This window comes from Dyadobacter diqingensis (genome assembly GCF_024220585.1).
Classification (GTDB): Bacteria; Bacteroidota; Bacteroidia; order Cytophagales; family Spirosomataceae; genus Dyadobacter; species Dyadobacter diqingensis.
Genome location: NZ_JAMXKF010000001.1, coordinates 73,837 through 88,771 on the forward strand (window position 1 = coordinate 73,837; position 14,935 = coordinate 88,771).

Here is a 14,935-nt window from a genome sequence, read left to right on the forward strand (position 1 = left end):
TTCAACACTAACCACAGGACCATCGCACCAGAGCAGCTCCAATTGAAGCATAATGAAACGTTTTGGGAGAAAATCAGGGAGGACCGTCACACTATTGAAGATGACGAGAGAGGTCATGATAAAAACAAAAATCAGCGTAATACGAACCTTATCGCCCCACTATATTATTTTTTGTATCATAACAGCCTCAGTATAAAACATTTCGAACACGATAATTTTAGCTTCTCTACGGATCATAATCCTTTAAAAAGTATTGATGACCTGCCTTACATTCAGGAAAGCAAATTGATCAGACTGATTTCCGGCACCTACAGAGATATAAGCCTGTACACGGAAAAAGGCGAAAATTTTATCGTCGTTTCAAAGTTAGAAATTGATCTGTCCGGAAAGGTCGACATGATCGTACAAACACAAGGAATCGGATTTGTCGATGCTCAGAACAAAGACCTGAACAGAGGTTTTGTTAAGTTTATCGAACAGGTTGGCGGGATTTATTTCATAGTCGTAGCGATGCGGTACAACTATCGCGGCCACTATCACGACATGCTATTAAACCTTGAATTTAAAGTGCAAAATGAAAAGGCGCTGGAAATTGGGGAATTCATCACAGGACATTTTCAGCGAAAAGTATTTATACTAAAAAACCGCTTGCCGCGAGAATACTTTTTGAAAGAATAGATGCACACATTTTCGAAAAGATGAGGCCAAGTTTCGGTAAAATCAATAGTCCTAATTTCAGTGAAATACTTCAGAAAGATAAAGTGAGGAATTTCTTTAAAAATTCAGAATTTGACAGCTATTCCGACGCGTCTGCCGTACTGGAATTGCGGGGCATGTGGAATAGTAAACCCGGCGCAATCTTCGAAGGAGAATACTGGCTTTTAATCGGATCCAAAACCAGTTACACAGAAGGCTATTTTTCAGACAAAATTCCGCTTTTAACCGTATTCAGTGTTTCTATTGACCATGATGCCAAAGTAACTTTTAATTACGATTACAATAAGCCGCAATGTTCGTCAGGTTATGTCGAAATAAATAATCGATCTGTCGTTTTGCTCCTACGTGGTGACGAAATGTTTGCAATTACTTTTAGCGCTGATAAAAAATTCAAGCATTGTTATTGCATTCTAACCCGGTTTAACCAAAATGGCGATAAATCTGAATCTTATTTGGGATTGATCTGGGACAAGAAGAAATTAAATAATGGTTTTAAAGGACCAGGTAAAAAACAGATTTTCAAGGTTCCGTCAAATTACAGCATTACGTATGCAGAATTAATAAAAAGCGGTAATGTCGAAATTGATCCTGAGATAGATGAACTGGATAGGCAATTTGAAGGACACCTTAAATTCCTTCTGGGCGCGGAAAGTCTTCGCATGATCCGATTGGTAGGTAATCTTGAACCAAAAGCGAGATTAAAATTCGACGAGCACCGTCGTATATATTTCGAATCCGCAATTTTTCATCTCAATGAAAACAATGATGAAAAAGCCCGGATCGCAATGATTAAAGCTTATCAACAGGGATTCGCAAGCCTGTTCCTAAATGGCGAAAAAATTACTTACCGCGGAGAAATTCCGGAAACGCTCAAAGAAGATTATCGTATTTTCCTGAGATACAAGAATAAAATATCCGGCTGCCATCCCTTACATCAAATCGTTAAAAACTTGTGGGGTGAAACGGCCTTCTATCAGATGTATCAATTCATGGACTAGCCAGGCTATCACCTTTGTTTCACCTGATAATCAATCTCTTCAAAATAGACGATATTTTGAATCATATCCCACAGATTCTCTTTTTGTTCCGGAAAACTGAAACGGTTTTTTTCTGCGGAACTACCCGCCTCTAACCAGTTAATCCGAAATTCTTCATCCTCAATCTCCTTCTCGCTTACCAAAATCCAAAATGACGAAACGGAAGGCGACAAAGGTTCCGTGGCCATCGTTCTAAAGAAGTTGGTTTCGTTGAAATCATTTCTGTGCGTAGAATAAAACCCCTTGGGGTCCTTTGTGTCGGGGTCCTGAAAACAATGGACCAATCCCTTTTCTTCTGTCGCGTCCAGAATTGTAAAGTAAAGCTTCTTTTCCGGTGGCAAATTGACTTGGACGGTCAGGTTATCTCCAAGTTTCACCGAACCATCGGCGAGCGGCTGGCATTCCTTCTTTTCCAATACGCCATTGCCTTTATCGATATAATCATTAGCACAACTTTTGGAGACAACACCCAGTTTTTTCACATTCAACTCCCGGAGCGCATATTTAAGATCAAGCTTGGTTTTTGCCTGATTGAGCGATATTCTGGCAGCGTTGAGTGCGTTTTCACGCGACTCAGAGGGCATTAAGGTATAGTTAATGTTCTTGGAAGCTTCAAACTTGTCGAAGAAATCAATCCGGACTTCCTTCTCTATCAGTTCTTTCACAACACCTTCGGCCTTGATCTGATCGTTTTCCTTGATTTCTAAATGCATTCCTTTCGTATAGAGCTGGGGATTGGGAACGTAGAATCCCTCTTTGTTTCCCTTAAGTTTATCTGCCTGCCGCCAGTAAGTTTTCGCAAATGCTGCAAAGTCGGATACCCAATTCCCGTTGAACAATTGTCTTGATGCTTTTTCTTTGCCCAGTACCTCCCAGCCCGGCTTTCCTTTATCCGGATAAGCACCACGAAAGGATGTCATCTTTTCAAAAAAGGCCTCATAAAATTGTTGGTAAGTTGGACAGATCAAAAATCGATGCAATGCGAAATCGATGGCGTTGACAAAATAGCCGACCCGGCTTTTATCCCCTATCGGTACCCCTACTTTTTTCGTAGATGCCATGATTCCTACGAACGTGGCGGGGCCCGCGTTCCCGGGTTGCTCCAACGGCTCGATCCGCTCGGACTCCCAGGCACCCTCCCCCTTGGTACCTCCTACTGATGTACAGAAATCGGCCAGATAAAGATAATGCCCACCCGAACCTAATTTGTTCATAATAAGCCTGTTCCAATCACCGATTTCATCATCTGCAATCGCATTGCGGTAATGATCGGGTAACCTTCCAGCCTTGTTTCGTATGGCGCCTTCCCTTGCCAGTGTAGTACTGTCAGAACTATCGATGCAAACAAACAGCTCATCTGCACGATCCTGGTGATCCCGGTCCCTGGCGGCCTCGTCCCCGGAGTAGTCCCGAAGCTGTAAGCCGTGCGATCCCAGGTACACCACCACGATCGAACCGGGCGGCAGACTTTGCGTGAACTTGTCCACCACTTGGCGCACACTATCTGCTGCAAGGTTCGTCCTCACTGTAATGTTGCCGGGTGGAAATTCCTGTCGAACCAAAATACCTTTCAATTCGGAAGCATTGTTCTTTAATTCATCCTCAAACGAGCTGTAATTGGCAAATTTCAGATTTTGAATGATCAGCGCATACTTTTGTTGATCTTTCCCCAATGCAGAACCCGCGATCAGGCAGAAGAAAAGCATCTTATACATATTGGGGAGAGGTTAGAGTTTCCGTCCAAAAATACAAAATACCTGATCTGATCCTAATCAGGTAAACCTGAATTATCGCTTATATTTCGGGCAAATAAGTCCCTCTTTTCTCATGCCTATATTTACTTTCTGCCTTCTGTTATGACAAGCTTAGCGTATTCCTGGGCAGGGGCTGACAATACCGGCTCTTTTGACAACTGCTCAGCGACATTCAATGCCTGTTCGTCTTTGCCTTCGAAAAGATAAGCAACTATCAACCCGTGAGATGCCTCCTGGCGTTGCTTGCTGGGAACCGGATTCTTTACAACAGCCTGAAAATGGTTGATAGCAGATTTATAGTCAAGCGATTTCATGCTCAACCATCCCTCCCAGTAACTTTTGCAAATCGTTTCGGCTGTTGTTAAAGCAACGAATCTTTCCAGGTTTTGCCCGAAATCCTTGCCAGAGAGCCTGAAGAATGAAGTCTCGTTTATATCATCGGACAACGCGCAACCGTCCGAGACTCCATTGGTTTCTATATTCCCCATGCTTTTCCGCAATATCGGGATGGTTTGCAGGCCATGCTGTGCGATGGCCAGATCAAGCTTATCCTGGCTAACATATATCCAGGACAGACCAATGCACAAAATAACTGAGGCTGCCAGTGCAAGCCAGCGGAGCCGGGCAGTTTCCGGGATCCATTTTTTATCATTTTCAATACCCTCAATTTCCAACGGCAAGATCTTCACGCTTTCCGATTCTTGCTCCGTCCCGGTTAATTCCTCTTTCTGCGTTGCTTCATATAGTTCGAGGAATTTCTTGAATTCCTGCTCCTGTTCCTCCCGGTTCTTGGCAATGATCGCTTCCTCGAGGTTTTCGATCAAAGCATTAAGCACCAGATCCTCTTCTCTTAGTTTTCGGAACGCCCGCTTTTCTTCCAACGTGCCATGGCCTTTGACCATTTTATTGAAATATGTTATTGTTAGTTGACCGTTCATACATGATCATGTTTAGCGTTTAAATTGAACTTCTATCTACTTTGTGGGCTTAAACCTCTTCGCTCCATTTCATTCCGGATATTCAATTTACCCATCGAAATCCATTTTCTGAGATTGACCTCGGTTAAATTCGGATTGAAATCCTTCATATACCTCAGCATCAGCTTTGCTTTCTTTTCGTCCTTTTCCTTTTCATCTTCTATGGAGGTGGCTTTCTCGCTGGCTGGGGTGAAGCGGCTTATTTCTTCGTGATTTTTATACCATCCCAGGAAGCTCTCATGAAAATTGTCTGATTCGATGATCTCTATTAGCGCGGCCAGAATGTAGCGGGTGGTAATTTTGCCGCTTTCCCATTGATTTTTTTCCCTGAGATATAAATCCAGCAGTAGTTCCGATGTTTCATGGAGATAGGCATAATCAACAACGGGGCTTGGAATGTCACTGGCTTCGTCCGTTTCCTGGCTGTCATTCGCACCTCCTTCATTCAACTTACCCGAGATATAGTTATGCCAGGCTCTTCCAACAGTCATCCGCAGGTGGATTACGAGTAATACCTTATCCTCCGCCCCCCTGGTGTTCCAGCCAAATGTTCCATTCCAGATTTTAATCCGCATTTCTTCAAGAATATGATCTGCGAAATCGATAGCTCTTTTTTCCAGGTCTGCTGTTTTGTATGCCAAGGTCATGCTGGCTACAAATTGCAATGACTCTACCATAAGCTTGGCATTCATTTCCAAATATCGTGTCCGTAAAGCCTTCACCTGCCCCGCCAGCTCATTGACCTCGTACTTTTCCAGCAGGATTTGCGTAAGGGTCAGCTCCGAGTTTTCGAAAAACGGGGTCGAAAGGGCGTTATCATTAAAATACCTGGAATAGGTCGCCTGTTTTCTGTCAATTACTTTTTTCAGCTTTGTAATGATGTCCTCCTTAGTGGATTTTTGATGGCTTGCCAGCTTTGCGGCATTTTTCGTGGCATGATAGATATCGTAAAAATATTCAAACCGTAGCGCTTTTATGATGTTCCTGATAGATAAGGTTTCTGAAATTTCTGAGATACTTTTTTCAACAGTATTTTCATTTTTCAGCTTACAAAGCTCCCTGTTCATAAAGTCGGTATCCGGTTCAAAGTCAGCTGGCTTACCCGCCATCGCCAATACATAGCATACTACAGCCTTTGACGGCTTGTCGGCATAAAATAGCTTTAAGAAATTGCCCTTGTAAGGATTACAGATCCAGCTAACGATCTTATTCCTGAACTTTCTTTCGCGGTATGTCGTGACCAGATAGTCCGCCAATACATGAGCCACATCTTTTCTAAACTCAATGTCGGTAAGCATCCTGTTCCGAAATCCATTCGTAGTGTAAGCTGACCATTGCGTCAAGTACAAATAGTGATCGTACAACGCACCGGCCCTCAACCTGAAGTTCTCAGCAGTTTCTTTTGCTTCCTCGCCTTCACGACGAGCAAGATCCCTCGGAGATTCATACAGACCATTTGGTTTTTTTCTGACGACCAGGTCGCCCATCAATGCGTCATTACTAAAAATTGACGCCTTCGTAAATTCACTCAGCCAGGTCTCCGATTCAAGAATTTTCATTTTGCCCATATGCTCGCTGTTACATGTTCGGATACAATTCTTCCATTTCATCCATGTATAGCATGAGGATGCACTGTTGTGAGTGCGAAAAGCAAAATATTTTCTAAAATCTTGGCAATTTCGATAAATTGCTACTAAAAGTCCACAAATTCTTGTTTAAATATCATTTTATTACCAATGAATTGTTCCAGTTTGTAGCTCAGCCTGTCGCCTTCCTCGAATTGCAGAATCAGATGGTCGTCGAATGCGTACCACCATCCTCCGCTCGCCGGCTTTGGCTGAGGAGGTCTAATTTTTCCCTTAATTATCTCTGTCAGGTACACATTAAACACTCCATTCTTAAAAAAGCGACAGATGTAGAAAGCCTGTTGCTTCTCCGGAATGCCATTAGGGACACCTTGCTCCGGAGGATCAACAATTATTATTTCCCCCTGGCTTAATATCCAGGTAGAAGAAGTGAGTTGATCGATATTAATGCTCGGTTTTTTTGTTTGACCGTACTGATAAGCAGCACCGCATTGAAGGCATAAGAAGATACAAAGAATCCAGATTTTTATCATGTAATTTAATGCCCTCCTATGCAACTTCACAAAGAGCAGTAAAGTATCTCTTTTAAAAGACAGCAGGAGGTTTACATGCTTATGGCTTTTGGTCACACATTTGTGCGCAAAAGCTGGAAAAATATTTTGTCTGGTAACTTAAATACACCGAAGCAATGAGAGCCAGTTGCAGCGCCGCTAAGTAAATTACCGTCAAAACTGATTTACTTTCTTCATTCCATTTCTTTCAACAACTTCTTCGCCCGATTGGCGAACAAATTATTTTTATCGTTTGAAATACTTTCAAGTAACTCTTTGGATTTCTCCTGATTGTTATCTTTCAAGTATGAAAGTGCCAGATACCAACTCGCAAACGGATGTTTAGATTTGCCCAGGCTTATAATTGCAGACTTAGTATCGCCTTGATCCAGATAAGCCATCCCCTCATCATATAATTGTGTGTCTGATTCTGTGAAGTTTTGATTTGAATTAATCCGAACATCTGCTTTGCTAAAATAAGCATTGTAAAGCATCGCGGATTCCTGGCTGGTTTTATATGCGTCAAAACCGAAATAGCCTAACAATAAAAAACTGGCGGCCACAGAAATATAAGTCCATAGCGGCCGTATTCCTATTCGCCGATTTGGCTTCTGATGAATTTTCTTTATCCGTTCTTTGAGATAGAAGTTGTCCAATCCTTTTTTCATCTGCATCTGAAGTTCCAGCTCGGCCCGAAGTTCCGGGTCTTTTGCAAGATCACTCCGAAGCGCCTCCGTTTCTTCCTTCGAAAGATTATGTGTGATATAGTCGTTAATCTTTTGAACGCTCCAATTATTACTATCCATGACAAGACTGTTTAAATTATTTCCCGACCCAGGTTCCCCGAAATAAAGAGCTTTCGCAAAGCAGGGAAACATATTTTCGAATACTTATTTTTAATAGATCCTACCGGCTTATCCATTAATTTTGCTATCTCTTCCCACGAAAGCTCTTCATAAAACCGAAGCCGGATCATTGTGATACAGTCTTTTGGGGTCAATAAGTTTATCGCTTGCGCTATTTTTGATGTCTGCTCTGATTCCAGGATCATATTAAGCTGGTTATAATTGTCGGAAACCTCCATAGCCTCATCCGTTTCATATCGAAACTCCATTTTGTTGCCCATTTTTTTAGAATAATCCAGCCTCTTCCACAATAAATTCTTTTTGAAAAGGCTGATCACTGAAGCGGTTTCATAACCTTCATTACCTGGTTCAATTTTGCCGCTGCGAATACCTGATATTAAATAGACCAATGCATCAATATACAAGTCTTCGGTAAACTCCTCGTCTATGCCATAGGATTTGCAATCAGCAGCATGCGAACTATAAGTTTTACTTTTTAAATATTCAAAGGCCCAGGGATGTTCTTTAGACAGACCGACAAAAAGGTCCCCATCATGATCTTGCATTGAATCGGGAGGTTAATTCAATGGCAAAAGTAGTCAAATAGTTTGTTACAACTATTCGAAAAACATCACTTCAGGATTAAAAAGGAAGCGCTTGGTGAAGCCGTGGCAGCTACTCTATTTCCATATTACAAAATCGTTCACCAAATTCTCGGTCCTGCTGGTAGGCAATTGCTTACCACCGCTAATTTTAGAAACATTGGTGCGCAAATATTCAAGCAATTCAGAAATTGTGATCTCCCCGTTTTTGTTGGCATCTGCATTTTTTTCGCGTATACCGGTCTTGAGGCTATGGGTAAATGCCCCATTATTCCAGGCACTGCTCTCCAATGCGTTTTGCGACGGGCCACATGCGGCAATAATGGTTGCACCATTGTTCATGCGGACGTCAGAGAACAAAGTGTTCATCAACTGAAATGCATTTTCCTCCGGACTATCTGCAAGTGTAAAACCCCTGGCGCCTGCCTCGTTCGCTTTGCTGTTATCTTGTCCCTTCGGGTTTAAACCTTCCATATCTATTTCACCACTGTGGCACGCGTCAATAAGCATAACTTTATTTCTGGATGGTACAGCATCAAGCAAATTCTCAAAATCCTCATAAGCAATGCCAGAGCGCGATGGCACATGGAAGTCGGTGTTGTAGGTGGAAAGGAAGTAATTTGAACTTGCGTCGACCAATCCGTGCCCTGCGTAGAATAAAATAATAAAGTCTTCCGGCTTAGATTTTTTCAGGAGTTCTTTTAATGCCAAAACACTCTGTCTGGTTACCTTTTCATCCAGGATAGTTTGCCTGAAAATTTTGTTATACTGTTTACTGCCGGCAAAAAGATCTGCAATTTCCCGTGCATCCTTTGCAGGGAAGTCCAGGTTCATCTTCACTTCGCTGAATTTCCCCGAGCCTATGGTTACAATATATGCATCCGGCTTCTGAGCGATACCGGAGCGTGTAATGGACAGATATTCCCGGAGGCTCTCCGTCCCAAGCGCATTTGTTGCCGAAATGGTAATTCTGTTTTCTCCTACGGTAAGCGGAACTGACACAACAACTTTAATTTCCCCCACGGTTATCTGATTGACTTTAAGTCCCTTTACTCCATGGATCGGCACCCCATTGACACGGATCATCAGGTGATCAATTAACTGCTCGCGGTCCGAGGCCACAATTGCGAAATTCAGTACAGGCAGAGAAGTAGACTGTCTGTTGGCAGGAAGTCCCGAGAGGCTTATTATGGGTGCGCTATAAGACAAAAGTCCTGGAAAAGTGGCCGGTTTATAATTCATTTTTTGCAATCGTTTCTCGTAAGCCATCTGGTAACGGCGGGAGCTGGCCGGTGAAATATAGCCTAACGATTGCAATACTTTATCCGGGCGGTTTAAGTTGAGGTCAAATTGAGAGAATTCGTAGGTTTTGCCTCCATAAAAAAACCAGAGATCATTACTCGATTTTTTATTGGACATATAATACCCTTCCTGATTGACGAAGGCATAAGTCTGGTAATTTAGTCCTACAAATGATGCAATGGAAATTCCTGTTTCCATATCCAAAAATTTTATCGTCTTGTCTAACGCCACACCAACCAGATATTTTTGATCTGGTGATAACGTGAGGCTGTACATCATCAGAAGCTCCTTGTTAATCCTGCGGTCGGGTTCCCGCTTGCCTTCGGTCCATAACAGGATTTCCCCATTGCTTCCTGCGGTTATAAAATGCGTGTTGTCAATAAAACAGGCAGCAAATATAGATGGATGAGAATATTGCTTAATCATCTTAACTGACAACCCTTTACCATGCTCATATTCAGAAGTTACACGCATCTTTTGGATATCAAAAATGCCTGCGGTACCATCCTGCATACAAAACAAAAGCTTCTTGCGATCCGGCGAAAGCTGTGACTCGTACACATAGGATTGATATTCCAGGCGTTTGCTGTTTCTATTGAATTTGTAAGACTTTACCAGCGTACCATCGATATCAAAGTGTGCAAAGACCAAATCTGCCAGGCCCGGCTTACTCCGGGTAGACAGGATTGAAAAAATCGTTTTCGTTTCAGAAAGGTATACCGGGTTAACTGCAAAAAGCGTATCCTTTTTTACAATCATTTTCAGCTCTTTTGTCGAGAACGTTCCGTCTTCTGCAAATTTTACCAGCCTGTGATTTACCAGAAACAAAGATTGCGAGCCCGGAATCTGATTTAAAAAATAAGTGAACTCCTGGTCTTTATAAAAGTACTCCCGCTTTTTCTGCCTGATTTTCGCATCCCAGACTTCTATTGTTTTGTTCAGATCGGGATTACAGAAATTATCATGGACAAAATTCGTAGTTACGATCTCCGACTTGTCATCTGACAAAGAAATATTATTCAATCCAATGGCCGCATCATCGAAAAGCTCATAAAACATATTAGCCCCTGCTCTGGCCGTATCATTACATTCCAACTGCCCTTTAAGCCTGCTGACCGAGGCGGCTTTCAAATCCAGCACAAAGGCGTCACTTGTTATTTTAGGAATGAGAAGAGTTGTCTGGTCCAGAAAGACTGGTGCATTCAGCTTGATATTTCCTTTATTGGACGAAAACGAATTGATTATTTCGGATCCTGCAATATCGTGGACGAGTATATCGCGTGTGCACTCAACGAGTCTCGTCTGGTCATCCGAAACATCCATTACGAACCCGCCGTTGAGTTGCCCCGCATGATATGGGCCGGAAGTATTCCAAAAAAACGGCTCTCCTTTTTTGTATTTGAAGAGCTCCTTGTCAGTAAGAATATCTTTGGCGGTTATTTCGAATCCATTCGGGCCCGACAATTGCGTCTGAAAATAAGTGTTGAAAGATTGGCTTGTAGTAGTCAGGAAAATGGCCATTGCATTGGAACGGTACTTAATATCAACCGATGCTACACTACCGACCAGTGCACGCTCCACTGTTCCATCAGCAGCAGATAATACCGTTATGCTCTCCGTTTTCAGGGTTGTGCTCCCATTTTTCTCTAAATGGTCATTCGTTTTGATGATCAGCCTGCCCTTATATAGCCGCAGATCACTGACCACCACTTTATCGGCTCCCTTAATCGTTTTCAGATCGCTCCCCGTTACAGTAGCCGCAGTTGCAGTCCTGTTCAGGTCCATCCCCCAGATTCGCCCGAAAGGGTTACAAATAAACAAATGATCGAAATCCGGATCCACCGCAACAAAACTGATTCCCGGCAGATTTTTCACGAACGGGAAAACCATTTTCGTGAGCAACTCCATGCCCTTGCTTTCAATGATCGGAGGCAAAGAAAGTGTCCAGGTTTTAATCTTTTTTCCCTGCATTGTAAACACACTGACTGTACTTGATGTATTGCTTCCCAAAAATTGGGAGACCAGCAGAATTTTGCTATCATCGTCCGAAATAACTGCGTGTGTATAAAATTCGCCTTTTGTGAGTGGCTTAAAACGACTACTTACTCTATTATTTTTGACGTCGTAGACGAGGTAACTTCCCTCAAACCAATCGGGTACGATCAAATAATTTTCACTTTTTGACATCTGCGCCTTCGGCGAATAAAGCAACTCAGGTGTGTCATTTCTCAGCTGTGTAAACCGCTTTACCTGTTTCGAAGATTTTAAATCCCACAGAATAAGCTCGCCGGCATCATTAGATCCAATCAGGAAGTTATTGTTTGAGGAAAATTGAAACTGGCAGTTGATATTGGCATTAAATCCCGTTTGAAAAACCACAGATGGTCTTGGTAACTGCCCAAGTAGCGGAGTTATCTTAAAAAGTAGCAAAAAAGAAAAAACACAGAAATAACATAAGGCATTCATGCAGGCAACGGTTTATGACACTTTGATAGGATGGGATTTAATTCAATGTTTCAAAAGCCTTATCCCCTGGGAAAATTGTTTTTATGAATTTTACCAGCTGAGGGCGGGCTTTGTCGCAGTCTTCCTTTTTTTTCACTCCTTTATATACAAAACTCCATTCATCGCAAGCCATCGAAATCAGTACAGTAAGCTTGGTCCTACTACCAAATTGTAGCCCGATAACCGGCATAAATGCACAGCTCTTTCGGATCCTGTCAAATCCATAATTCGATTGATTGCTAAGAATGGCCCGAACTTCCTCCACCTCTTCCTTTGAAAGTTTTTTGGGTTTATCAAATATGGCATAACCATGAAAAAGGGCTTCTCCTTTGGCCATCGGATCCAGAATGTACGCCTGAACAGAATCACTGGTAACCATAAGCTTATAAGCTTCCTCTCCTAGAAATCGTTTAATCGCCTTATCCGGTTTCTTTACAGTATCATCCGGATAAGCATTCAAATTGTATAAGCGATTAGCAGTATATTGGAATGAGTCTGGCAAAACCAACTTATTGCTGCACAATGCAACTTGCCATGAAATAGCAAAGCATACACAGGCTGAAACAAATATTTTCATTTGTAAGTCTGATATAAAAAGTGGGACGACATGGCAACAGCCTGGGCATCTAGCCTATCGGCAGGTCGAAGAAAAATTTAGCAATCTGTTCCTTCCGGGCAGCTAACTAAAGTTACAGCATGATAGGGGGTTTGTTTGAATACATCCGCTGCTTCGTTTGCATTGGTGTTAGCGGAAGAAATACTTTTCAGATATCCTTGGGTTATCACCCTGGCCCTCACGAAAATCTCTTCCCAGACAACACCGGATTCCTTTCGGGAATTATTTTCGGCATTGCTTTCTATTTTTTCGTTAAATGCTTTCATAAAACAATGTTTGTATACCGATCCAAACGACTGACTGAATGAGAATTCGGCCTTGGAAGCTGATGAAACCTGAATAGAAAGTCTTTGGTTTTTCGTACCAAAATCCCACAAGAGTTTTTTGACAATCGCGGGATTAGGCACCGGCATGGTGCTGGTAAATCCCCCGGCCGAAGTCAGCACATTATTGCAGCAATCTCCAATCAACAAACCTACTTTGGGGCGTGCATTCACAATCAGTTTAGCGATCTCCTTCATTTTTTTGCTTTCATTGCCCATTCTGAAGCTTGGCCATAAGCTTTCTCCATCATTGTTGCCATGACCCGAAAAATATACGATGAGACTATTTTTTGTACCGCCCATTGATCCAAGTCCCTGAATAGTCTTAATGAGCTTTTCCGGCGTAAAATCGTTGTCAACCAGACGGACTATCCGAACATCCATATCAGCTAGTTTCCCGATCCGGGTGAGGAAGTCGCCCATTTCAACCAAATCTTTGGTACGATCCGCTTTGCGTTTGAGCTCGCTTAAATCCACTGCTAAAATTACATTCAATATGGGTTTGGCATCATTCAAAATCCTTTCTGACAAAGCCGTTGGCATAACTGCGACAGCACTCGATGCACTTTGTAAAAACTGTCGTCTTTTCATTTGTTTTTCATCATTTTATTGAGTTAGGCTTTTGATTGAAAATCCATTTTATCTTCAAAATTGTTTGACATTAATGCGTTGGGTTCCAACAATATTGAAAGAAAATATCAGCTTTAAAACTAAGCAGTTATGCCTGGCATAAGGGTCTTGATTAATAAAAAAGCAATGATCGCGTCTTCGAGTAGTGTCACTACAATTGGAACGCCTGGTATCAAGCCAAGAAGTATTCTTATTTTTCCACTGATTGCGCCGACAAACAACACAATAACAATTCCAAATACAACTGTAAAAAAACCAATTTCAAAATGAACATTAAAGACTACTGAAAAAATAAAGATTAAAATTGCGATGGGTTTCAAAAATGCGTTGACACCATTCCACGCGGCGCCTACTCCGGGTATTTTTTCAACGAAAAACTCAACGACAAACAGAACCCCAAATACCAATAACATTCCACCTGCTGCCAACGGGTTCAAAAACGTCGGGACGTTATCCAACCATTCAAATTTGATTACCAAGCCGATAATAAAAACAACAGCGTAAAAGTCAATAGCGGCTAATGCAATTAATTTCAGCACAACACCCATATACACCGCAGTCGGTCCGATAGGCAAATCATTCTCCTGCTGCGCAAGGGCCGAAAAATCCAGAAAAAACAAGAAAAATAACATTAGCAGCAAATACGGCTTATAGGTTTTCATAGTATTTTTAATCATTTAAGTGTAACAATATCAATTGATTCTATCATTCTATCCGCTTAATAATCGGATCATTTGGAAAGATACTTTTTAGATAAGCGATTACTTTCCCATGGGCAGGGTCGAAGTTTTCATCTTTATCCAAATTCTTTCCTTTAAATCGCCAGATATCGCAATCTGAGCAAATCAAAAACCGAACTGCTGCTGCTCCCTTTTTAAATTCAATCCCTACAATGGGAGAAAAAACACAGTTTTTAATTAAAGGTGAAAAACCATAATTTTTCTGATCCCCGATAATGGTTTTTAACCCATCAGCTTGCATGGTAGTTAAAGTCGGACCTGCTTTTCTCACTTTAAATCCTTCAAATGTAACGCCGTCAAATTTGTCGGGATAAAGTAAAAAGGTTTTGATCTGCTCCGACTTCATGATCAGCTTTGAAATTTCACTGCCTAATTCCCCCGAAATCTTCTGATCCATTACCGGTTGCGAAGAAAGTATTTTCCCGTCAGATTTTGAACCTCCATTTTTTGGAATTTTGGAATATTCAGGTTGTTGCGGCAATTTTTGTGACTTGACCTGAGTCTGATGAAAAATTAATTTATCTGTGCCGAAATCCGCCCCCGGACTGGCAAGAAAAAATGTTTTATCCGATAAAATACTTATACAAATAAAACTAAGAAAACATTTTAGTGTGACCATGGCTGTATTTAAAGATTTTGAAAAAATCTGTTAGACATTGATTTTCCTATTCTAGACTGTTTTGAATTGATTTACTGTCTTATAGAACAGTCAATTGTTTCGTAACAAATTTTTTCAAAAAGTTTGACAAA

Annotated in this window: 13 protein-coding genes; 2 read left to right on the forward strand and 11 right to left on the reverse strand. The window is 41.7% G+C overall.

What is annotated here, in order from left to right; translation table 11 throughout:
* Positions 1 to 42: 42 nt before the first annotated feature.
* Together M1L62_RS00290 and M1L62_RS00295 are read left to right on the forward strand one after the other, a co-directional pair.
* Positions 43 to 678, forward strand: a complete 636-nt coding sequence (locus M1L62_RS00290; protein ID WP_254410998.1) for a hypothetical protein — start codon at positions 43 to 45, stop codon at positions 676 to 678.
* A 20-nt stretch (positions 679 to 698) separates the two neighbouring features.
* Positions 699 to 1,715: a hypothetical protein gene (locus tag M1L62_RS00295; RefSeq protein ID WP_254410999.1), complete on the forward strand. Its 1,017-nt coding sequence runs from the start codon at positions 699 to 701 to the stop codon at positions 1,713 to 1,715.
* Between the two features lie 8 nt (positions 1,716 to 1,723).
* Here the strand turns inward: M1L62_RS00295 and M1L62_RS00300 are convergent, their stop codons facing one another.
* The 11 genes from M1L62_RS00300 to M1L62_RS00350 all read right to left on the reverse strand — a co-directional run bounded on the left by M1L62_RS00300 (position 1,724) and on the right by M1L62_RS00350 (position 14,666).
* Complete coding sequence (locus tag M1L62_RS00300; RefSeq protein WP_254411000.1) at positions 1,724 to 3,469, reverse strand: caspase family protein; 1,746 nt, start codon at positions 3,467 to 3,469, stop codon at positions 1,724 to 1,726.
* Between the two features lie 122 nt (positions 3,470 to 3,591).
* Entirely contained in the window at positions 3,592 to 4,446 is an 855-nt protein-coding gene (locus M1L62_RS00305) for a tetratricopeptide repeat protein (protein WP_254411001.1), read from the reverse strand.
* Between the two features lie 32 nt (positions 4,447 to 4,478).
* Positions 4,479 to 6,044 (reverse strand): hypothetical protein, encoded by a 1,566-nt coding sequence (locus M1L62_RS00310; protein ID WP_254411002.1) that lies wholly within the window; start codon positions 6,042 to 6,044, stop codon positions 4,479 to 4,481.
* Between the two features lie 134 nt (positions 6,045 to 6,178).
* Positions 6,179 to 6,604, reverse strand: coding sequence for a hypothetical protein (locus M1L62_RS00315; protein WP_254411003.1), 426 nt, complete (start codon positions 6,602 to 6,604; stop codon positions 6,179 to 6,181).
* A 212-nt stretch (positions 6,605 to 6,816) separates the two neighbouring features.
* Positions 6,817 to 7,428 (reverse strand): hypothetical protein, encoded by a 612-nt coding sequence (locus M1L62_RS00320; RefSeq protein WP_254411004.1) that lies wholly within the window; start codon positions 7,426 to 7,428, stop codon positions 6,817 to 6,819.
* An 11-nt stretch (positions 7,429 to 7,439) separates the two neighbouring features.
* Entirely contained in the window at positions 7,440 to 8,033 is a 594-nt protein-coding gene (locus tag M1L62_RS00325) for an RNA polymerase sigma factor (protein ID WP_254411005.1), read from the reverse strand.
* Positions 8,034 to 8,147: 114 nt separating this feature from the next.
* Positions 8,148 to 11,837, reverse strand: coding sequence for a caspase family protein (locus tag M1L62_RS00330; protein ID WP_254411006.1), 3,690 nt, complete (start codon positions 11,835 to 11,837; stop codon positions 8,148 to 8,150).
* Between the two features lie 37 nt (positions 11,838 to 11,874).
* Positions 11,875 to 12,453, reverse strand: coding sequence for a hypothetical protein (locus tag M1L62_RS00335; RefSeq protein ID WP_254411007.1), 579 nt, complete (start codon positions 12,451 to 12,453; stop codon positions 11,875 to 11,877).
* Between the two features lie 77 nt (positions 12,454 to 12,530).
* Positions 12,531 to 13,406, reverse strand: a complete 876-nt coding sequence (locus tag M1L62_RS00340; RefSeq protein ID WP_254411008.1) for a caspase family protein — start codon at positions 13,404 to 13,406, stop codon at positions 12,531 to 12,533.
* 119 nt (positions 13,407 to 13,525) lie between these two features.
* On the reverse strand, positions 13,526 to 14,065 hold the full coding sequence (locus M1L62_RS00345) for a DUF4126 domain-containing protein (protein ID WP_254411009.1): 540 nt from the start codon (positions 14,063 to 14,065) through the stop codon (positions 13,526 to 13,528).
* Between the two features lie 85 nt (positions 14,066 to 14,150).
* The gene (locus M1L62_RS00350) at positions 14,151 to 14,666 is read right to left on the reverse strand and encodes a hypothetical protein (RefSeq protein WP_254411010.1); all 516 of its coding nucleotides are present in this window, start codon (positions 14,664 to 14,666) and stop codon (positions 14,151 to 14,153) included.
* Between the last annotated feature and the right edge of the window lie 269 nt (positions 14,667 to 14,935).